The following is a 20,628-nucleotide window of genomic DNA, read 5'->3' on the forward strand; positions in this document are numbered from 1 at the left end:
GACAGCAAAGTTTGTAGCACCGCCGCCGTATAACTATATTTTATGTAAGCGCATTCAAAATGAAAAGTGAAGCCTCTCATGCTTCATGAACAAAGGAGTGTCCTGAGGAGTGAACAATTCGGATATTTGTGAAGTTTTGTGTAATATGAGGCGTCTAATCGACGCCTTAAGCCTATTCATAAAGCATATTTGAACGATCTAATCTACTCCTTTTGCCCACCCTGGAATGTGGTTTCATCCTGTTTTACCCAAAATCCGATTTTCTTTGCCTGCTCCAGCAGCTCAGCGGCATTATCCTGCGGCTTATATCCGATTAGTTCTTCCAAGTAGCCAATGTCATAATAATTATCCGTATTGGCTGACGTACCGTACAAATTAAGATAGCTCATCTCCGGACGAGCTTCGATACAGCAGACAGTCAGACGGATCATATCGCGCTCGGAGATCCAAATATGAGCGGCGCGCTCCGAATGGGGCCGATCATCTCCAGGAAAATTTCCGATACGGATATTCATTGAAGATATTTTGCCCTGATCGGCATACAGCCGTCCTAACAGTTCAATGTAGCACTTACTCAATCCATAAAAACTGTCGGGTCGGTAGGGATCTTCTACATCTATACTTTCGCCTACTTTATAAAACCCTGTGGCATGATTGGAACTGGCAAAAACAATGCGTTTTACCCCATTTTTCACCGCAGCTTCATACAGCTTGTAGGCTCCACTAACATTGCCAGACAGCACTTTGCCGAGGAAATCCCCTTCATCCTTGATCCATGCAAAATGCAGTACCGTATCCACTCCGCGTGTAAGCTCAGCCAGTCGTGCAGCATCATGTATATCCATTTCCACAATCCCTGCCTCTTCATCCCTCTTCACATCAGCAGCGATTATTTCATATTTACCTTCCGCTTTTAGCCCTTCATACAATACTTTCCCAATTGTACCTGCTGCACCTGTAATCAACAATTTTCGTGCCATCGTCCGCATCTCCCTTCTTTGCTTGGTTGTATGCTGTCATCCATATCATAATCTTAACCAACTCCCCAGGGAGGAAACCCCTTAAACTCTCGAATTAGGCAGGTCAAAGCCCACGTAGCTGTGTCTCCTGTCGGCATATAAAAAGGGACCCTGCTACTGTGCAAGAGTCCCTTGTTGTTACTATAGTTTCAAGTTCTATCTTTCAATCTCTTGGTTTCAACTACTACGCTCAAGCTTGTCGTACTACTCTCGCTCTGCGATTAACCAAATAAATGCTAAGCCCGATTAAGATTAACCCGATAAGCAGGAAAGCCGTAATCGCTTCGCCCAGCACCAACGAGCTGACAAACACCGAGATCACAGGCACCAAAAACGTATAAGACGCAACCTTACTCGCATCCCCTGAATTAACAAGTGTGAAATACAGCAACCAGGAAAGTGAAATTCCCAACACCGTGCCGAATATCAGCCCTGACACATACGGGACATTCCATACGATATCCGACCAGTTTTCCGTCACCGTTCCAGCTCCCGTCAGCACGATGCCTCCCAGTGTACATTGGAATGCAACCAGCCACAGCGAATCCACACGCTGGTTTACCTTTTTCACATATACCGTTCCCAATGCCCAGCTCACGGCTGTAATAATGGCGATGATTACACCTGCCACAGCCACATGCCCTGAAAATCCGCCCACACTGACAGCTGCAACGCCCAAAAATCCGATGATCAATCCAATCACCTTGAGTCTGGACATCGCTTCCCCTAGCCACATCCATGCAAAAATACCGACCAACACAGGCTGGAGATATACCAGCACAGAAAACAAGCCGGAGGGGACGTACATCAGTCCCACTGTTTGCAGGCCATAAAACAGTACCACGTTAAAAATACCTGAAATAGCATACACCCGCCAATTTTCTTTCCAACGAATGCGATTCCATCTCGGTACTAAAATCACTCCCAACAGCAGACCGCCCAGCAGTGTACGTAGCCCTGCAAACAACAGTGGAGGTGTGAATTCCAAAGCGACTTTATAAATGGGCCAAGAAATGCCCCATAATACAACCAGCAGCGCGATCATCATTATCCGCTTGGCTGTCGTTAACTCTCCCATGACGCTCTCGCTCCTCTATGAAAAAAATCACTAGACTTTATATACTACGCCTACAGAACGACTTTATCAAACAAAAAATATGTATTGGAAAGCTCCACCTTTCATGCCCGCTTGTTCATCGAGGTATGTCTTCGGACAGAGGAATCCAGTCATTTTCCTATGTTACAATATACCAAAAAGATAGATAAAGCTTATAAGGATAGGAGGTTGTCTGCACTTGATTTATATCATCAAATTTTTGTACAGCTTTGTGCTCCCTCCCGGTTTGTTCATCCTGGTGATGGCAGGGCTCGTGATCTGGCTATGGAAAAGGGCACGTATACCTGCGGTCGTATTGCTTCTTGTCACATTGCTGCTGTATGTTTCCTCGACCAATTTGGCTGGAGATTTGTTAATCAGTAGCCTGGAAAAACAGTACCCACAACCCCGTACCGTTCAAGGCGATGTCATTGTCGTACTTGGGGGCGGAGCCACACAGGGAACCCCCGACATCAATGGACAAGGCAATCTGCTAGGATCTGCGGCTAATCGACTGCTCACTGCGGCCCGACTGCACGAAGCAACAGGCTTACCCATTCTTTTCTCCGGCGGGCAAGTGTTTGGAGACAGTGGTAATGAAGCAAATATTGCGCAGAGGCAGCTACTAGGACTCGGTATTCCGGCAAAGGACATTCTGATCGAAAACCGTTCTTTGAACACACAGCAAAATGCCGTATATACATCGCAAATTTTGGGAAAACATCAACTCACTAGACCTGTTCTGGTGACCTCCGCTTTCCATATGCCACGTGCTGCACTGGAATTTCAGCGTGCAGGCATGCAGGTCATAGCTTATCCTACCGACTATCTGGCAAGTGAAAAGCTGGCACTGTATGCTGGCAAGCTCTCGCCGTCTGCTGGGGCCATGTCTACAACCGGAACAGCCCTCAAGGAATACCTAGGAATTCTTGCATTAAAGCTTAAATAATGTGATGTCTAATTGTATGCGGCACACAGCACAAACAAGCGTCTTGCGCTCGCAGGTATAAGCCTGTAAGCTAGCAAGGCGCTTGATCTACCATTTCATATTTAATCCAAGAAAATATCCGATATTTGTTCTTCCGATATGACCTTAAAGCCTTCCTTTTTTAACAAAGCCGAGGTTACCCCGTTACCTGCTATTTTACGGTTTTCGAATGACCCATTATATATTGCTGCTGATCCGCAGGACGGGCTATTTTCTTTTAAAACAACAAATGTTGCGTTAACCTCTCTGGCTATATTCAGGGCTTCGTACGCACCTCTAATGTACATATCGCTGACATCGTTGCCTGAAAACTCGACCACCTTGGCTGTGCCGTTCAGCACATCCTCCCCTGTCCCTCCAACAATCTCAGCAGGCTCTCTCGGAGTCACAAAGCCCCCCAAAAGCTCAGGACAGATTGTCATAGCCTTCTTTTCCTCTACCAACTTCTGAATATGTACATCCAGGCTATCCGTCCCGTTATATCGTACCTTCATGCCCGCCAAACACGAACTTACCAGAATCATTAGTTCCACCTCATATCCATTGCATTCACTATTAAGTAGTTAAAGTATAAACAAATTTTCTCGTAGAGTCATCGTGCGAAAATTTAGACTCGCCACTACGTCCGCGTTCCGTAAGGTTATTCGTCCAGCTGATGTCATAATCATGATCCTGCGCTCTACCCATACCCTTTTGAATTCTGTTCGAAATACAAGTAATGAAAAAAGGCCCTGATTAGGGCCTTCAAATACTGCGGGAGTTCAACGGATCTCCTTTGTCATTTATCCCTTCTGTTTGACTTTCAATGGCCTTGATCAGTCCGATGGTACCGAAGGATATGAGGTCCTCCAAATCTTCACTGGTTTATCAAATTTAAGGAAGGCGGAACGTGTACTCATCCAAAATAACCTGATAAAAACAAGCCGGAGGCGCATGTTGGGCAGCACTACGGCTTAATTTTATTGTTGAGGTTCACCCTGCTCGTAAGTAAGATAAATTCACTCTTGCTATAAGTCGTAATTTAAGATATATTATTAATTAAATAATCAATCATTTAATTAATAAAAGTTTAGTTTAGAGAGAGGGGAATACATTTGGCAAGACCCATCAATGAAGAAAAAAGACTGGAGCGGCGTAAACGTATCCTAGAAGAAGCTGTTGTCCTGTTCGCAGAAAGTGGATATTCTAATACCACAACGGCAATCATTGCGCAGAGTGTAGGAGTGACTCCTGGAACCATTTTTCAATATTTCCCTAGCAAAGAAGCTTTATACTACGCCGCTGTTCTTGAGCCGCTTGCTGATATTCAGGCGAAATCGCTTGCTTGTCTACAACAAGAGGAGACGCCGGGCGTATTGATTAAGAACATGGTGGCAGAACAATTCAACCATATCTACTTCTATATAAATGAATTGCGGCTTGTTCAATCTGTCTTAGGACAACGAATAAGATTCCCTGAACTTACACAGAAGGTCCTTGAAAGTATAAAGGTAATGACAGATGCGATCGAATGCGTCTATGCCAAGGGACAGTTAATGGGAGAATTCAACAAAAGCTTTTCTCCAGCAATGATCTCTCGTGCCTATATCTCTTTCTTAAATGGAGTGGGCTTAACTCTTGCAGAAAGTATTATTCATCATCCCGAGTGGGAAAATCTGAAGGGGCATGCCTTTTATTTGTTCGCACCCATACAACCTAAAGAAAAACTGGAGGAGTCTGAATGAGTCAGGCATCATTACAACCCGATCTGACATTTAACGTTCGTGTAAAAAAACGAAAGAAAATTTTATGGAGCCTAGGGATCGTGCTTTTGCTTGTGATGGCTCTTATATTTTTTATATCTTATAAAGTAGTAGACACCTTGTTGCACCATCCTAGAGACACTAATGTCAGCTACGGATTGAATATCGATAAAACTCCCTACGAAGAGGTCGAGTTCAAGAGTTTGAAAAATGATAATACGATTAGAGGCTCCTTCTTTCCTGCAAGTGGTCTTTCTAGTAAAGAAAGTAATAAGACGATTATTGTCGTCCATGGATATACGAGCAATCGTTTAGTCAAAGGGCGGACCCAAAAGTTAGTAGAGCATTTCGTTCCGAAAGGCTACAATGTATTGGCATTTGACCTCAGCTCACAAGGTAAATCCGATGGTGATTTGATTACACTGGGCCTCAATGAAAAATACGATTTGCTAGGAGCTGTAAGCTATTTAAAATCGAGAGACCATACGGGTGATAACATTGGAGTTATTGGCTTTTCAATGGGTGCTGCTACTACTTTGCTGGCCGCAAATGAAAATGATGACATCAAAGCCGTAATTGCAGATAGTCCTTTTCGTAATGCTGGTCTATTTCTGAGAGAGGGTTTGCCCTTCTTTTCAGGTTTACCTGCGTTTCCATTCAGTTATACATCGACATGGATGGCAAGTTGGGCCTTTAAGGTTGATCTTGATTCCATATCTCCTATGGATGCGGTAAAAAAGATGAAAGACAAGCCAGTTATGCTTATTCATGGTACTGGAGATCAGCAAATTAGTTATAAAAATACAGAAATTATTTACGAGTCCTTAAAAGATAACCCAAAAGCAGAAGTATGGTACCCGCAAAATACGGAGCACATCGATGCCATCAACCATTACCCCACTGAATATTTCAAAAGAGTAGATCGCTTTTTGGATGAGTATGTAGGAAAATAAATTCAATCCAAGAGAGCCAACTAGCGAAGGAGCTTGTCCTGATGAAGTGAAAATACCCAATATATCAAGCATTTTTATCCTGTAGTGTAGAAAAACACTACAGGCTTTTATTTGCGTTTTAAATGAAAATACATAGCAAAATAGTTATTATTTAAGCGAAAAAAAACAGTGTACGAGTACTGAGCATGTTGATTAAAACAAAAAGACAAGCGTATGCTGTTCACTGGTCAGGAGAAGATCCTTTATAGAGATCATTTGAACAAAGACCCGGAATCGAATTAATGAACTAGAAAACAACGCGTTCTCTACATGAGCAACAAAGAATAGTTCATCTGATATTCCCCATCTTGACAGTATTAAAGATATTCGGGAATTAAAGCTTATTGAACGATTAACCACACTTATAGAAAAATTGCCTAGCGCTTTTCAGCGTAAAGGAGCAGTTATTTTTATAGGATAGCTTTATATAAGAATATTGGATGGGCAGAGGGGGATGCAATTTAAACACGCCTCTGAAAAGAAGCAAGTAATTGAACTATGAAAAAGACCTAAAAAGGCCCTGTTAAGGGCCTCAAGCGGCTTCATATATCTCCTTATCCATTACCCCTTCTGCTTGTAAAATTCATGGTACAGCTTCATTAATGCACGCTTTTCAATGCGGGACACATACGAACGCGAAATCCCCAGCTCTCTGGCAATTTCCCGCTGTGTTCGTTCCTCTCCTCCGGCTTCCAGACCGAAACGGCCAATCACCACTTCTTTTTCACGCTCATCTAAAATATCCAGGTTGCGATAGATTTTACTCTTCTCGATTTTAAGTTGTACTTTATCTACAATATCGTCCGCCTCGGTGCCGAGGATATCAATCAAAGTAATCTCGTTGCCTTCCTTATCAGTCCCTATAGGATCGTGGAGTGATACGTCTTTGCGTGTTTTTTTCAGAGATCGCAAATGCATCAGGATTTCATTTTCTATACAACGGGCTGCAAAAGTTGCCAGCTTGGTGCCTTTCCCGGTCTGAAAGCTTTCGATGGCCTTGATCAGTCCGATGGTGCCGATGGATATAAGATCCTCCAAATCTTCGCCGGTGTTATCGAATTTTTTCACAATATGGGCCACCAGCCGTAGGTTATGCTCAATGAGTGTGTTACGGGAGTGTGCATTGCCTTCGGCAAACAGCTTTAGGTGTCGAGCTTCCTCTTTCTCAGTCAATGGCTGCGGAAAGGCGTTGTTTTTCACGTAGGAAACGAGTAGCGTCAATTCCTTGATGAACAGAGCGATAGCGCTAAATAGTCCGGGCACGGATGACACCTCCTGAGGTAGTTGCGAACTTACCGGCCTTTGTTACTTACCGGGCTTGCGGTCTGTTTATTGTATGTAGGCAGGTGCCCATCCGTGCCTGTACTCCGAAAACTGCTCCGTAACAATTTGCCGGATATCTTTCTGGAGCAACCTCCAATACTTAATTCGAAGCGTTGAGATCTCTTCGACACAAATCAACGCACTCCATATAGCCAGAGGAAAACCCGGGATAGCTTTACATTATTCATCACTTGGTTTCCCCATTTTCTTTCAGTAGAGTATTAACTTCTTTCTAAATATGACAATGGAAGTGGCGAATAGACCATTGTATCTCCATCTTCATCTCGTTTTAAAATAATAGCAAACTCAGCACCATTACTTTCATCGCCTCTTGGCAACGGAAATATCATAGCCGGACAACGCAACTCATAATTATGAGGAAATTCTTTTCGAAAGTTCTCTAAAGCATAATTCAGAATTGCATCTATTTTGTAGGTAAGCACATTAAATCCACCTATTACAAAATCATTATATTCTTGGGAAGCGGTGTACTTCTCAAATAATTTTCTTTTATATTCCTCAACAGTACTAAAACAAACTTCCCAATCCAAAGGGAAAATGCCATCTCCCAAATAATAAGTGTATAACTAGTATGCATTCCATGTTCAAGGAATATATTCATAGAGAGTTTCATATAAATGATATGAATCAACCTTTTCGACACATTCAAAAATTAAACTTAAGGAGGAATTTCAACATGGCAAAATTCAGTCAAAATCCAGACGACTATACTTTTTCCGTGGATCCTGTTGTTATAGCAGAGGAAAATGTTTCAACGAACGGAGATTCTAAAAATACTTTTCCGAAAAATGTTTTAATCGATAATAATCTCTATTGGGAAAGCAGTTTAAGCGGTAAAGGTGGAGAAATCATCTTCAAATTAGATACAGGTAAGACGATCAATGATATTCTTTTAGCTCAGCCATCTTCTCGAGCTTTTATACTTTCATTTTCTTTTTACGGCTCTAATGACGGAGAAAATTGGTTTAGGTTAGGTGAAGTCGAAACTTTGCCAACCACTGCAAAAACAACCTATCAATTTAGTAATGAGATTCCTTTTTCATATTATAAAATAACTGTACTTTCATCTGGGATGAGTAGTACAACCTCCTATTATGGTATACGATATATTCAGCTAAAAACCGCACTCATTAATGGCGTTCCTGCCTACAGAGCATCCAATATAAACCCCGCTATTGCGGAATAAGTTAAGTTAGTACACACAAAAAAAGGGGCTGGCCAACGCCGCCCCTTGATTCGTTCTATTTCACTTGAAGCATGTTATAAATCATCTCAGCCGCTTCCGCACGTGTGACCTCCTGCTTGGCCCGAAAGCTACCATCTGGATATCCTTGTACTAAATTTATCTCCGTTAGACCAAGCACATCCTTTCTGGCCCACTCGACAATTTGAGAGGAATCCGAGTATGCACTGCTTTCTTGCTGTGGTGTAGCCTTGATAATGTTATTCACCATTTTAGCCGCCTGCTCACGGTTAATGACCCGATCTGGGCCAAATTCTCTAGTACTAAACCCGCGAGCGACCTGATCTTTAATCGCCGTTTTGAGAAGATCAACGTACCACGCCGATGGATTGATATCCTCGAAACCTAAAGTCACATCTGTTTCGAGCGGTAATTTCAAGGAACGGACCAGCATAGAAGTGAACTCTATACGCGTTACAGGTCTGTTCGGCTCAAACAGCGTGTGGGTTATTCCCTTTACTATACCCAAATCGGCAAGCACATTTATTTTTTCTTTATTAAATATCCGATCAATGTCACTAAAATGATTTGGCTTCTTCTCAACGGTTGAATCCTGAATGTGCTCTGTTTCTATCGGTTCCTTTATAACAGGCTGAATCGGTTTTACACTCTCCGCCCCTCCTGCTCCGCCACCTACGTCCACAGTATTACCCGTTGTTTTTCCATGCGCTTGTTTTGCCTCTGTGCGTTTTCCTTGACTATTTTCTGCCCAAAGTTGAACTGTATACAACTGCTTCTCTTTAAGTTGTCTCCAGATATAGCTTCGATCCTTACCACGATATAGCTCTGTTCCTCCTTCACTGGCAAGGACGAAAATATCATTCTCATGGTCTGATTCCCAATGGATGATAAATTCACTATTCGTTGTTTCCGTCTTCAAAAACGCAAACGCTGGAGACGGCAGCGTCTCGACCTGACCTTCTGTCTGCTTACCTTCACCACTTGTGTTCACTGGCTTAATGGTAATACGATACACTGTAGAACTGTCCAATCCATCTACTTTAAATTCATGGGTGGTCGTATGACCGATAAGCACCTCGTTTTGGTAGACATTGTAGGCATCTGCACCCGAAGCTTCTTTCCACGTAACAACCAAATCGGTATCTGTTACTTCTTTCACTGTCAATCTATTGTCTGGTATTTGACCTGGCAAAGCGCGAAGCGTAAAGGGAGCTATATTACCTACCCCCGTTGTATTCACGGCCTGTATACCAAACGAGTAAATCATACCAGGCTGGATATCTGAAAGCTTAATATGGGCATCTCTGGTGTTAAAAACTTCCCCCGTATCTTTACGGGTTACAGTATATTGAGAAGAGCTCTTGATTTCATCCCAGCTCAGTGAAATCTGGCCACCCTCAAGTTCTGTAACATTAACATTTTGTACTTCAGGAGGAAGTGTCAGCAGCTCACCCAACGCTGGCTGGCTGAAACCACTACTGTTCCCACTGCTCACTTGAAAATCATAGTTTCTCCCACCTGTTAAACCAGAAACAACCACACGTGGTTCCGTACTATAATAATTTTGACCGTTGATCGTTACCTTATATTGAGTTGCCCCATCAACCGGGGCCCATATCAATGTGGCATCGTGCTCGCGAACATCTTCAGCTGCAAGTTGCACAGCCGAATCAGGTAGTGTTAATGCCTTGATAGATGTATCTTTACCCGTGCCACTTCGATTGTAGGCTCGTATTTTAATATTGGCAGATCTACCAGCAGGCAAGCCCTCAAACGTATAAGAATGGATACCACGCGCAACCCGCACCTTCGGTTCATCGTTAACATTCAAGATGTATCCTTCAGCCCCCTGCACATCCTGCCACGAAACACCGATAGCATACACATCCTTCGTCACACTCGATAATGTCGTTACTCGATCAGGTAAAGTGATAACTCCCAGATGGGCATAGTCTCCGAATCCTGTTGCATTTTCAGCGGAAACGTTATAACCATACTCTGTTCCCGCCTGAAGATCAGTATCGGTGAATTCTGTATACACATCGTTATAAACCGATACTTCGTCACGTTCTAGGGCGTAGTAGGTGGCAGTGATTACAGAATTCCACTTCAAGTCGATTCCATCTTCTCTTACAGTTACATTCCGAAATCCGTTCGGGCTGTCTGGTAGACTTAAAAAAGATACATGCTTTGCTGTACCCTCTCCAGTGTCATTAATAGCTGATACAGAAACATCGTAATATTTACCAGGCTTCATTCCCGTAATTGGATTATACACATCCTGTGTAACCGTATCCTTAAATATGATTTCTCCCGTACTTACGTCTGCTGCTGTAATATTATATTTGTTAGCTGATGAGACTGGCGTAAAGTCAGCCATGATTTCTGCAGAATGACGAGAGACAGGTCGTAACTGGATATGCTCAGGGGCATCAGGTAACGTTAATATATGGACTCGATTGGAATAGGCATTGCCTCCTACATGATTACTAGAACGGACTTCATATTCGTATTGCCGTCCTCCTTGTAGCCCTCTATCTGTAAAAGAATTTGTCGGATGCGTAACATCCCAAACCTCATTAGTTGTTAGATTTCGGACTGTATAAACGTAACCATCATCAAGACCAGACGGGAGAGTCCACTGCAAATCAGCTTCTGTATTTCGTATGGATGTCGCAGAGAGCACAACCGACTGGGGCTGCCTTTGAATGCGAAGTGCACTGCTGACCGTTTCATAAATGTTACCCACCCTGTCTTTGACCTTGGCATGAACATACCATTCACCTTCATCTGAAAGATCCATCTGGATTGTTGTATCGGCTGAAGCATCCCAGTTTTCTGGTGAATCAGGGCTGTTCGTGATTTTATACTGCATTGTGGATGACTCAATCCCCGAATGCTGATCGGCATATCGTATCCTCACATGAATATGGGTATCTTTCCATTCACGCGAATCCGGCGTCAGTTGAATCGTCGGTGGTTCCAAATCAATATAAGATATTGCGGATACTGGATCACTTCGATTCCCAGCTGAATCTACAGCTTGAGCAGTCAATTTTACGATACCCGAACCATTTAATATTCCAGACGAACCAGACACATAGGTGCCAGAACCCAATTGATATTCATAATGTACTGCTGTAGTATCCGTCGCACCCGATAGAGTAAACTGCACTGGCTTATTGGTATATCTGGTAGGTATCGTCACCTCGGAAAACGTAACTTTCGGAGGCGTTGGCTTGGTTCGATCAATCATGACCGATTGAGTCACGATTGGACTAGACACGTTGAGATTATTGATCGTCCGCGCTGATAATTCGTAAATCCCTTCTGCGTTTAATGTAAAAGTGCCATTGTATGTCTGCCATTCCCCTAATGGGCCCAAGCGATACTGTGTCATCTTAATTCCATTTGTAAGGTCACTTCCTGAATCAATGGTAATATTCACATCATGGTTCGTTGGGCCTGTTTCACTAGCCCGGATGACAGGAGCAGTCGGTCCCTTTTTATCAATGGTGACTTCTTTGCTTACTTCTTGGCTCACATTACCGACGCCGTCAATGGAGCGTGCATGTACCGTGCTTTTGCCATCTTTATTCACATGAAACACTCCATCATAGTCCTGCCAATCCTGATTCACAACGCCCGTCAAACGAAATTGAGTATGGGCTAGTCCAGAATAATCGTCTGTTCCCGGTTGTAATGAAATCGTATAGTCATTACTGTTTCCCGTTGCGTTTAGGATGGGTGGAGTTGGTGACATCTTGTCTATTCGGACATTCCCGGAAGAAAGACCACTATACTGGTTATTCACGTCTACTGTCCGGGCATAGATCGTATTTACACCGTGATCATATACAGTAAAGGGACCTGTGTATGGCTGGAATGCTCCTCCATTCAGGCTATATTCATAGTATTTTAGCCCTTCAGGAGCCACGTCCCCATTTATCCACACGGTTACGGGTTCTTTGGTCCATCCTGTAATCGCTTGTCCCTCTGTACCTGCATGGATCTGAGGTGGTTTAGGCATTAGGTCCGATTTGGGAATAACACGGATTCCAAACTTGGATATTTCATTGCTTGTCTGTTGGTTAGTTCCCACCGCTCTGAAATATCGAACATCCCTTAATGTAATAGAGTCGGTGATATCTATCCATTTTCCCTGGTAAAATCTATCGGCATAGAATTTCGTTACATTAGTCCATGTGTATAAGTTCGTTCCGTTAGGCCTCCAACTGTCGCCTGCTGCGTTATTAGATGTATATATATCAGTATGATACGACCCTTCAATGTAAACAAAAATTCTATAATCAGAAGTCTTAATAGATCTTCCAATATCAATAAAACGATTTGTCGGCTGCGTAGTACCATCACATTTATACCTGGCCGAACCCATGCCAGTGTATACTTCCGTTGCTCCTATCCCACTTCCTGACCAAGAGCCCCAACTGTCGCCTCCACCCGGCAAATTGTTTTGGCAAAAAGGTCCTCCCATGATCTCCTGAGTAGCAGCTGATACCCTTTCCGGAAATATGGGAATTATCGTTAATAGTAGGACTACAGCCAAAAATCCGTACACCCACTTCCTATACTTCCTTACCTTTCGCTTATTTTTTCGATACATACACTTCTCCTTACTTTATTTTATTTTCAAAGAGTTTTACAAACTCGCTTCGGATAAAATAGAAAAAGCACCTCAAACGAAGGCGTTAATGCCTAAGTTTGAGGTGCTTCCTCTATATCACGAGTATGTTTTGAAGCTATTATACTTCGTTCCAAGCAAGTTGTAAACAGAACTGACAAATTATTTGAAAGTGTTAATGGACCTGAACGCCTAATTTCCGAAAAAATCCTCGCATATTCTGCATGTAAGAATCCTGAGTAGCGGAAGATTCCTTAAGAAGATTTTGCATACTGTTCATAAAAGCAGAAGATGATGTCGTATCAGCTTTGTCAAACCGATTGTTTAGCGGTGTGTTATTGAGCAACTCTGCATTCTGTCCCGTACGTTCCTTGTATTTCTCAATCCAATCGGGATGTTGAGGAACCTTTTGCGCAAAATTTAACAGTTGGCTCAGCCCATTTCCTCCACCTTTAATATCATTCATGTACGCAGTATATTTTTGAGGATCAACCTGCTTCATCACTTCCGACAGCTTGACATAATCCTCAGGAGCACCTGACGGACGATCTATTGGAGTCGTGTAGCTAATATCTCCGGTCTCTGGATCAGTGGATCGTGTCAAAGCAATACTAGCAATCTGGTTCATGGTTTCCAGAAACTCTTTGGCCTTGTCGCCTTCCATGTAATGATCGGCAATATACTTGGATTGAGTAACTCCCATCTCCAGCAGCACAGCTCGTTGACTCTCATCCGTTACTGTTCCGTCGACGATAAAATTAGATTCAATCATACTGTACACTGCATTAGACACTTCTTCTGGCTGACCTTCCAAAACCCGGTTTAATGAATCATTGATCTGTGTTGTACCGAAATACTTGGTAGCCTGTGATACAATAGCTCCTTCCGCCAACTGTCTACCGGCTTCACTAATCTCCACGGAGTCTTGAACTACCACTCTGGAGACCTGTTCTTCATGAAGCTGGGGTGGTGGAGCTTGCTTGCTTGTCGGATTGATCCGTAAGCTACTTGCATTAAGAATCGCTTGCTGTGCTCTAAGAGGTCCAAAATTCATTCTATTTCCTCCTGTCATGTTTGTAACAGGCAATCTAAGGCGTATGTATAGTGTAATGTGACCCTGTTTCTATATATATCGGACAAAGCATATATGGAATGAACATATGCTTTGTCCTAAAATTGAACAAATATTGAAACGAACTACTTTTGTTTCAGATATAAAATATTCAAGCAACAAGTTACCTTAAGTGTTAGCTTAACCCGTCCATCAGCCGCCATAAATACTATAGGCAAAGTGATATACAATATCTGTGTCTATAATCGAAGTACCTGACACCTGAACGGCTACCCCTGATAGATCATAGTAGTGTGTAAAACTGATGGCTCCAGACAGGTATTCCGCTATACTTCCAGTGGAAGATGGCAGGGAAAGAGTCACACTAAAGGCTCCATTCTGGTCCGTATAAGCTGTGCCTGTACGAGTACGATTTCCGCTGCTTTCAGTCCAGTTCTGATTCAACCAAGTCACATCAACAGGCGCATTTGCCACTGGATAACCATCAGTTGTCTTAACTACCCCCTTCACGGTAAGGTTGCTGCGTTGATTAACCCGATAATGACGACCATATGAGTAGTTCGGATAATCATTAGGACCATTAACAGAATCATAGCCGGTAATTTCAATTTTGCCAGCCCGAAGCACTGGCTTCAGTGTAAGTGTGTATAAATGATTGGGTGAATACTGATTGGTTGTGTACACTCGCACATAGTAGGTTCCTGTATTTAAGCTGACATTATGGTTCGTTTGCGGCAAAAGCGCCATTTGGTTTCCTGTAAGAGCTCCGTAGACTTCCGCTTTGTAGCCATAACCGTCCGAAACACTATCAAGCTTTACGTTCAAAGCATCATAATTGCGGCTGGCAGGGATCGTAACTTGGTACCAGTCATTATCAATGCCTGAATGAATGGAGCGTGAATTAAGCGATGAACCGCCCGTACTAAAGGTAAAGTTATAGGCATGGAAAGCACTCTCATCTGGTTCATATGCATCGTAGCTGGAGCTTGTATCGACCGTTAGATAGAAAGGATCATTGATGCTGGAACCCTTTTTGGCATGAACAGCAATCGCATATGCCTTTTCATATCCGGTAGCGTTACGGGTTCCTACGTTCTCAGGAAGTGAGGCAGCCCCCTGTTCATAATTGTTAAAATAAGTACCATAGGTGGATGCGTCAATGGCATTAGGATTAATGTCACCTGTCGTCATATCAAACTCATATAAGTATAAGTCATAGTCAAGCTGGGCTGAAAATGGACCATCCAACTGGGACTGCAACAATTCACCAGGCTGCAAATAGATCGGATATAAAAATTGTGTGCCTCCCTCTTGCGTAATCGTACCGGAATACGTAGCAGAGGAAACTGTGGCTGATGCAGCCATTGGGTTTGCCTTCAGCGAAGAAATGGGTTCCCTTTTCAATGATGTTGTCTCTGGTGTCTTGAAGTTGAGATTTTCTTGCATGACATAAACCGAAGACGTAACGTTGTCTGGCTTGTCTGCTCGCGTTAAACGCTTAATCACGTCTTCATTTCCAGTTGTTAGCTGAATCTCGGATTCCGCCTTAATCGCTTGATCCGATGCAGCCTCCGTGCTTTCACTCGCATTCGCAGTCATTCCGAAAGCAAACAGGAGCATCATGCTTAACATCACTGCAATAGCCTTTTTGAACCTCTTCATACTGAAATCCCCTCTCAAATAGTTTAAGGAATTCCCGCTATCCCCGGATAAACCAGGGTGATTTCTAGGCTGTATGGCTCTATCATAAATCATCTTTGGTTCTATTGGAATATATTATGCAAAACAATTTCTATTTGTAATCTATGAAAACAAGACCATTTTCTTATTCTTGGTGAATAAACATGAAAAGTCGCTCTTTCAGAAATGGAAAGCCTCAGCTAACCATTCAAAAAAAGCGACTCTCATGAATCAAAACTACATTAAAGCATATCTTAATTTCTCAAGCTATAAGCAAACAGATAAACAATGTCCGTCGCACTAATCGAAGTTCCATCGACCTGAGCGGCAACTCCTGTAAGATCATAGTAGTGTGTGGAACCAATTTCACTTATATAATCTACATTTTTTCCTGTCGATTGTGGAAGAGAAAGGGTCACACTGAATTTACCGCTATCATCGGTGTACGTAGAAGCCGTTCTCGTACGGTTACCGCTGCTCTCGCTCCAGTTCTTATCCAGCCATACGACCGTGACAGGAGCATTGGGAACCAGTTGACCATCTGTTGTTTTCACAACACCGTTCACGATCAGACTGCTGCCTCCGTTAATACGATAATGACGACCGTAAGAATATGTCGGATAATCATAATAGCCATTGGAGTTATAGCCGGTAATTTCAATTTTGCCAGCTCGAAGCACTGGTTTAATCGATAGTGTATACAAATGGTCGGCTGAATACTGACTTGTGCTGTACACTCGTACATAGTAGGTCCCTGTGTTTAGGGTAACATTATGATTGGTTTGCGGTAGAAGCACCATTTGATTGCCAGTAAGAGCTGCATATACTTCCGCTTTGTACCCATAGCTTTCCGAAGTGCTGTCCAGCTTCACATTTAATGCATCATAATTACGGCCGGCCGGTACTGTAACTTGATACCAATCGTTGTCTATAGCGGAATGGATGGTGCGGAAGTTAATCGAGGAGCCTTTGTCGTTAACAGTAAAATTATAAGCATGAAAGGCACTGTCATCCGGCTCATAGGCATCATAGTTGGAGCTTACTGCTACAGTTAAATAGAAAAGGTCATTAATGCTAGCCCCCTTCTTGGCATGAACCGCAAGCGCGTAAGCCTTTTCAGCTCCGCTCGAGTTGCGAGCTCCTACGTTTTCAGGAAGAGAAGCAGCTCCTTGCTCATAATTGTTAACATAATTCCCGTAGTTGGAAACATCTATTGGATTGGAATTAATATCGCCTGTCGCCATATCAAACTCATACAGGTATAAGTCATAGTCAAGCTGGGCTGAAAATGGACCATCCAACTGAGCCTGTAACAATTCACCCGGCTGCAAATAGATCGGATATAAAAACTGTGTGCCTCCCTCTTCTGTAATCGTACCGGAATATGTAGCAGTGGACGCTGTCGCTACGGTCGCTGCGGCTTTAGATGATACTGAGTTTGCACTGGCTTTGAGCGAAGGGGTAACTCTCTTTTTCAATACAGATTTCTGTGGTGTCGCCAAGTTAATATTTTCTGTAATGGTGTACACCGAATCTGTGATACTGGCAGGCTTGTCCGCGCGTGTTAATTGTTCAATAACACTTTCCTTATCAGTTGTTAGCTGCACATTGGAAACTATTTGAATCGCTTGATCCGTCTTCACCTCTGGGCTTGCACTCGCGTTCGCCGTCATCCCGAATGAAAGCAGGAGCATTGAGCTTAGTGTAACTGAAATCACCTTTCTGAATCTTTTCATACTGAAATCATCTCTCAAATGTATTAAAAAAAATCAACCATTTCCCAAATATATACAGGGAAATTCTAGGATGTCCTTTTCTATCATAAAGTAATTCTGGTTCAAATGGAATATACTTCTTAGAAAATTCTTATTTGTAATTCCATGTGAATAGGTTTAGGTTAATCAACTTAATTTTGACACTATTTTACCATAAAAATCCTACCATTCTCTTATTTATACGATATAATCAAATAATATGGATAGTTCTTTAAGACTATTAAATAAATCGAATTACCCATAACATACATAAAAAAGGGGAATACAGATGAAAAAACTTAGCGTGTTTATGTTAGTATTATGTTGCTTCTCCATTTTGGCAGCCTGCTCTACCGATCCGATAAAAAAAGATTTAATCACGTATGTAAATGATGGAATGCTTCCTTTGGCACAAGATGAAAAAGCAGTTACTGATAAGTATGAAGCTGTGACTGGAGATAACTTTACAGATGATGTTACACTATATAATGCTTTAAAAGACGATATCATCCCGGAATACACCAAATTTGTTGATAAGTTAGAAGCTGTAAAGACGGAAACTCCTGAGGTAAGAGCCGTCCACGAAACCTACATCAAGGCCGCTAGTACTCAAAAGGAAGCCTTCATTAAGATGCTCGATGCGTTGGATAAACAGGATCTGAACTTAGTCAATGAAAGTAACACCAAGCTCAGCGAAGGTAGAAAGCTATTCAGAGATTTTGGTGAACAAGTCAACACACTTGCTAAAGAGCATGATGTGGAGATGAATAAGAAATAAATAAAAACTCCCTTTATGGGAGTTTTTTTTATACTTCAGGATTTTGCAAAATTCTCACTTATGAATATTCGAAGCAAATTACCGCTTTACTTAATTCTTGGTCGTAAAATAAATAGACGGTATCCGCCCCAAACGCTTGGAAATAATATCCGGTGAAAGAACCGATATAGGTAAAAGTCTCACCATTGGGACGTTTAGGCACATGAAGCAGATTGGTTTGCTCGAACTGGAGCATCTCTTCCAGAGATTCGTCATATTCCTTGATATAACTTTGAGCCTTGTCAGACTGAAAAGCGATATCATCCAAAATTCCGTTGACTTCAGGGAAACTCAGTCCCCAACCACTGGATTGCTTTTCCTCAAAATCACGGGTGAGAGCTCTCCCACAGACTTTTTGGCCTCCCCAAAGGAGGAATATGGATAAAGTTTATTGTTTTCCAGGAAAAATGCTTTGCGAGCTTGGTAGTCTTGTTCATTAGCCATGTACACCTGTTCCAGTCCGTCCAACGCCATGACTTCTCTCTTCATACGTAGGTACGCTTTATCCCCGGTAGTTTCAGCGTTTCATAGGTAGCTTCCAATTGCTCTTTATGATGAAGACTAAAATAATTCCAGTCTGCTTCGAATTTGTATTTGCTGTCAATTACATCGAAACCCAGCATATCTTCCTTGGTATATGAGGTATGAAATTGCTGAGTATTTTCACCCACACAGCCTTCGTGTATTTCTTTTACGGAAACAAAATGCAGCCACTCGTCCTGCTCCGGGAATAAAAACTGAAGATTAATCGAGCAAATCGGTAGAAAGTGCTTGCGGTGATGTTCAAGATTACCAATAAATACGTCCTCATATGCTGGAAACCGTTTGATAAATCTCTCTGGTATGTTCATGGATGCTCCCCCTATATTGTATGGTTTTCCGGCAGCCTTCTGATCTGAAACGTTCCTTCAATGGAAATCACACTATAGAGTTCATCAAATCCTTCTTCGTAGCTTGGGATCTCTAGTTTACTCATTACACTTTTAATACCGATTTCAGGAATATACTCTTTGCCTGTGCGCTGCTCATTACGCTTAATAGATTCTGCAAAATCGGGCTCAAAATAGTAGCCAATAATTTTAAATCCCTTATTTATACAAGCATCTATATATTTCTTCCGTTCTATAACAGTGGCATTTGTATTGTCTACAACAAAGCGCTGCATTGTTTCGATGGAGGCATGTAGATAAATATTTTCCCTATTCCGTGTTTTAAGCATATCAAGGTTTATTCGCATATGTGTTTTGAAGAAATGTTCTTTATAAAATGTCGACTTGCCCGAAGCCTGAATTCCTATAAAAATGACACACTCCAAATCTACACATCCTTGTCCAAGTATACATATTGGTTAATATAATCTCTATTCTGTGAAAAAATCGGTGTCTCATGATCAACATCCCACTTGCTTCTGACGGCTTCGCCTTTGTTGTACTGTTGTTTGGTAATGCAAATTCCCCGCTTTTGCCAGACCGGAAGTTCGTTCCAGTTTATCCCTTTTTCCACAAAAAGCTTGTCTTGGAGCTGATTTCCGTTCAACCCTTCTAATTCTGAATGCCTGAAATGGGCTTGAGCTACCATAGAAATGCTATTTTTAGTAGCATCTTGTTGTCTCCATAGAAAGTAGTTTGTAACCTCATCCTGGGGCAAGACCCATGCTCTCGCATCAAAAGTAGCTAAAGGCTGACCTGGGTAAACCTTTTGGATTTCCTCATTAAATTTGGCTGTAGCCAGAGAAGCAGATATGGACACCATCTTTTGAAGATTATTTTCAAACCAGGATTGCGTCGTTAATTTGTCATAATTCGTAAGAAGCAATGAAATTTCATCGCTCTGATGATACACCAGTTTACATCCCATAATGTTATAGGCCAAATATTTACACGTCTCCCATAATGCAAAAATTAGTTTCTCATCAAAAGGTTTCGTCATCCCACGTGTAAAGGTATGAAAATGCGCACCATCAATTCTGATGATTACGGGTAAACGGCGTGGTAGGCTTAATCTATAGGCATTTTCATATTCCTTCATCCTATTTCCAAAATCATTTCTTTTCATAAACTATGTAGGTTCCTTTCATGATCCGTGATTTGCGCATAGAGTAAAACAATGTCTATCTTCCCCAATTGACATATATAAGAATTGTAACAAATTGGCTGATACATCGCTAGGAATTAAGAAAGACAAAAAAACTTAGCAGATGGACTTGCAGAGTCTTTCATTTTTTCTTGGTATCTATTCTCCAAATGTTAGGCTATAATAATTTCAGTTTTTACTTTAT

General features: G+C 42.1%; 16 protein-coding genes and 2 pseudogenes. 5 read left to right on the plus strand and 13 right to left on the minus strand.

Annotation, left to right across the window (positions count from 1 at the left end):
- Window positions 1-203 precede the first annotated feature (203 nt).
- Together ACM1ND_RS18335 and ACM1ND_RS18340 are read right to left on the minus strand one after the other, a co-directional pair.
- Window positions 204-980: an NAD-dependent epimerase/dehydratase family protein gene (locus ACM1ND_RS18335; protein ID WP_053325807.1), complete on the minus strand. Its 777-nt coding sequence runs from the start codon at window positions 978-980 to the stop codon at window positions 204-206.
- Window positions 981-1,209: 229 nt separating this feature from the next.
- Complete coding sequence (locus ACM1ND_RS18340) at window positions 1,210-2,097, minus strand: DMT family transporter (RefSeq protein ID WP_053325808.1); 888 nt, start codon at window positions 2,095-2,097, stop codon at window positions 1,210-1,212.
- Between the two features lie 217 nt (window positions 2,098-2,314).
- Between ACM1ND_RS18340 and ACM1ND_RS18345 the strand changes: the two genes are divergently transcribed.
- Window positions 2,315-3,064 (plus strand): YdcF family protein, encoded by a 750-nt coding sequence (locus ACM1ND_RS18345; RefSeq protein WP_028540426.1) that lies wholly within the window; start codon window positions 2,315-2,317, stop codon window positions 3,062-3,064.
- Window positions 3,065-3,165: 101 nt separating this feature from the next.
- Here the strand turns inward: ACM1ND_RS18345 and ACM1ND_RS18350 are convergent, their stop codons facing one another.
- Together ACM1ND_RS18350 and ACM1ND_RS18355 are read right to left on the minus strand one after the other, a co-directional pair.
- Window positions 3,166-3,627: a DUF523 domain-containing protein gene (locus ACM1ND_RS18350; protein WP_053325809.1), complete on the minus strand. Its 462-nt coding sequence runs from the start codon at window positions 3,625-3,627 to the stop codon at window positions 3,166-3,168.
- Between the two features lie 250 nt (window positions 3,628-3,877).
- Window positions 3,878-3,967 (minus strand): annotated as a pseudogene (locus ACM1ND_RS18355) (RNA polymerase subunit sigma-70); the annotation flags it as partial.
- A 230-nt stretch (window positions 3,968-4,197) separates the two neighbouring features.
- On the opposite strand from ACM1ND_RS18355, the gene ACM1ND_RS18360 reads away from it, so the two are divergent.
- Both ACM1ND_RS18360 and ACM1ND_RS18365 read left to right on the plus strand, forming a co-directional pair.
- A complete protein-coding gene (locus ACM1ND_RS18360) occupies window positions 4,198-4,827 on the plus strand; it encodes a TetR/AcrR family transcriptional regulator (RefSeq protein ID WP_023989549.1) in 630 nt (209 codons plus the stop codon).
- Window positions 4,824-5,798 carry an alpha/beta hydrolase gene (locus ACM1ND_RS18365; protein WP_028540425.1) on the plus strand — a complete coding sequence of 325 codons (975 nt, stop codon included), beginning with the start codon at window positions 4,824-4,826 and terminating at the stop codon, window positions 5,796-5,798. Before ACM1ND_RS18360 ends, ACM1ND_RS18365 begins: the two co-directional genes overlap by 4 nt.
- Window positions 5,799-6,398: 600 nt before the next feature.
- Here ACM1ND_RS18365 and sigK read toward each other — a convergent pair.
- Both sigK and ACM1ND_RS18375 read right to left on the minus strand, forming a co-directional pair.
- Window positions 6,399-7,100, minus strand: coding sequence for an RNA polymerase sporulation sigma factor SigK (gene sigK, locus ACM1ND_RS18370; protein WP_013311218.1), 702 nt, complete (start codon window positions 7,098-7,100; stop codon window positions 6,399-6,401).
- 281 nt (window positions 7,101-7,381) lie between these two features.
- Window positions 7,382-7,711 carry a hypothetical protein gene (locus ACM1ND_RS18375; RefSeq protein WP_256704504.1) on the minus strand — a complete coding sequence of 110 codons (330 nt, stop codon included), beginning with the start codon at window positions 7,709-7,711 and terminating at the stop codon, window positions 7,382-7,384.
- Window positions 7,712-7,857: 146 nt separating this feature from the next.
- Here ACM1ND_RS18375 and ACM1ND_RS18380 point away from each other — a divergent pair, with 146 nt between their 5' ends.
- Window positions 7,858-8,367, plus strand: a complete 510-nt coding sequence (locus ACM1ND_RS18380; protein WP_025718229.1) for a discoidin domain-containing protein — start codon at window positions 7,858-7,860, stop codon at window positions 8,365-8,367.
- 55 nt (window positions 8,368-8,422) lie between these two features.
- Here ACM1ND_RS18380 and ACM1ND_RS18385 read toward each other — a convergent pair whose 3' ends face one another.
- The 4 genes from ACM1ND_RS18385 to ACM1ND_RS18400 form a co-directional block, all read right to left on the minus strand.
- Window positions 8,423-13,009 (minus strand): fibronectin type III domain-containing protein, encoded by a 4,587-nt coding sequence (locus ACM1ND_RS18385; protein ID WP_076295476.1) that lies wholly within the window; start codon window positions 13,007-13,009, stop codon window positions 8,423-8,425.
- A gap of 193 nt (window positions 13,010-13,202) precedes the next feature.
- A complete protein-coding gene (locus ACM1ND_RS18390; RefSeq protein ID WP_071558453.1) occupies window positions 13,203-14,081 on the minus strand; it encodes a hypothetical protein in 879 nt (292 codons plus the stop codon).
- A 210-nt stretch (window positions 14,082-14,291) separates the two neighbouring features.
- Window positions 14,292-15,761: a hypothetical protein gene (locus ACM1ND_RS18395; protein WP_076295478.1), complete on the minus strand. Its 1,470-nt coding sequence runs from the start codon at window positions 15,759-15,761 to the stop codon at window positions 14,292-14,294.
- Between the two features lie 272 nt (window positions 15,762-16,033).
- Entirely contained in the window at window positions 16,034-17,515 is a 1,482-nt protein-coding gene (locus tag ACM1ND_RS18400) for an Ig-like domain-containing protein (protein WP_418026427.1), read from the minus strand.
- 307 nt (window positions 17,516-17,822) lie between these two features.
- Between ACM1ND_RS18400 and ACM1ND_RS18405 the strand changes: the two genes are divergently transcribed.
- Window positions 17,823-18,311 carry a hypothetical protein gene (locus ACM1ND_RS18405; RefSeq protein WP_023989558.1) on the plus strand — a complete coding sequence of 163 codons (489 nt, stop codon included), beginning with the start codon at window positions 17,823-17,825 and terminating at the stop codon, window positions 18,309-18,311.
- Window positions 18,312-18,369: 58 nt separating this feature from the next.
- Here ACM1ND_RS18405 and ACM1ND_RS18410 read toward each other — a convergent pair.
- The 3 genes and pseudogenes from ACM1ND_RS18410 to ACM1ND_RS18420 form a co-directional block, all read right to left on the minus strand.
- Window positions 18,370-19,201: pseudogene (locus tag ACM1ND_RS18410) on the minus strand (siderophore biosynthesis protein).
- Between the two features lie 11 nt (window positions 19,202-19,212).
- Window positions 19,213-19,665, minus strand: coding sequence for an AAA family ATPase (locus ACM1ND_RS18415; RefSeq protein WP_076295481.1), 453 nt, complete (start codon window positions 19,663-19,665; stop codon window positions 19,213-19,215).
- 2 nt (window positions 19,666-19,667) lie between these two features.
- On the minus strand, window positions 19,668-20,405 hold the full coding sequence (locus tag ACM1ND_RS18420; RefSeq protein ID WP_028542522.1) for a tRNA(His) guanylyltransferase Thg1 family protein: 738 nt from the start codon (window positions 20,403-20,405) through the stop codon (window positions 19,668-19,670).
- Window positions 20,406-20,628 lie beyond the last annotated feature (223 nt).

It is taken from the genome of Paenibacillus sp. JJ1722 (assembly GCF_048282685.1).
Taxonomy (GTDB): Bacteria; Bacillota; Bacilli; order Paenibacillales; family Paenibacillaceae; genus Paenibacillus; species Paenibacillus polymyxa_B.

Bases quoted from the DNA above. Each gene is read 5' to 3' on its own strand.
- ACM1ND_RS18380 (WP_025718229.1), top strand. From the start codon at position 7,858: ATGGCAAAATTCAGTCAAAATCCAGACGACTATACTTTTTCCGTGGAT.
- ACM1ND_RS18340 (WP_053325808.1), bottom strand. From the start codon at position 2,097: ATGGGAGAGTTAACGACAGCCAAGCGGATAATGATGATCGCGCTGCTG.
- ACM1ND_RS18405 (WP_023989558.1), top strand. From the start codon at position 17,823: ATGAAAAAACTTAGCGTGTTTATGTTAGTATTATGTTGCTTCTCCATT.
- ACM1ND_RS18395 (WP_076295478.1), bottom strand. From the start codon at position 15,761: ATGAAGAGGTTCAAAAAGGCTATTGCAGTGATGTTAAGCATGATGCTC.
- ACM1ND_RS18400 (WP_418026427.1), bottom strand. From the start codon at position 17,515: ATGAAAAGATTCAGAAAGGTGATTTCAGTTACACTAAGCTCAATGCTC.
- ACM1ND_RS18390 (WP_071558453.1), bottom strand. From the start codon at position 14,081: ATGAATTTTGGACCTCTTAGAGCACAGCAAGCGATTCTTAATGCAAGT.
- ACM1ND_RS18335 (WP_053325807.1), bottom strand. From the start codon at position 980: ATGGCACGAAAATTGTTGATTACAGGTGCAGCAGGTACAATTGGGAAA.
- ACM1ND_RS18385 (WP_076295476.1), bottom strand. From the start codon at position 13,009: ATGTATCGAAAAAATAAGCGAAAGGTAAGGAAGTATAGGAAGTGGGTG.
- ACM1ND_RS18350 (WP_053325809.1), bottom strand. From the start codon at position 3,627: ATGATTCTGGTAAGTTCGTGTTTGGCGGGCATGAAGGTACGATATAAC.
- ACM1ND_RS18365 (WP_028540425.1), top strand. From the start codon at position 4,824: ATGAGTCAGGCATCATTACAACCCGATCTGACATTTAACGTTCGTGTA.
- ACM1ND_RS18420 (WP_028542522.1), bottom strand. From the start codon at position 20,405: ATGAAAAGAAATGATTTTGGAAATAGGATGAAGGAATATGAAAATGCC.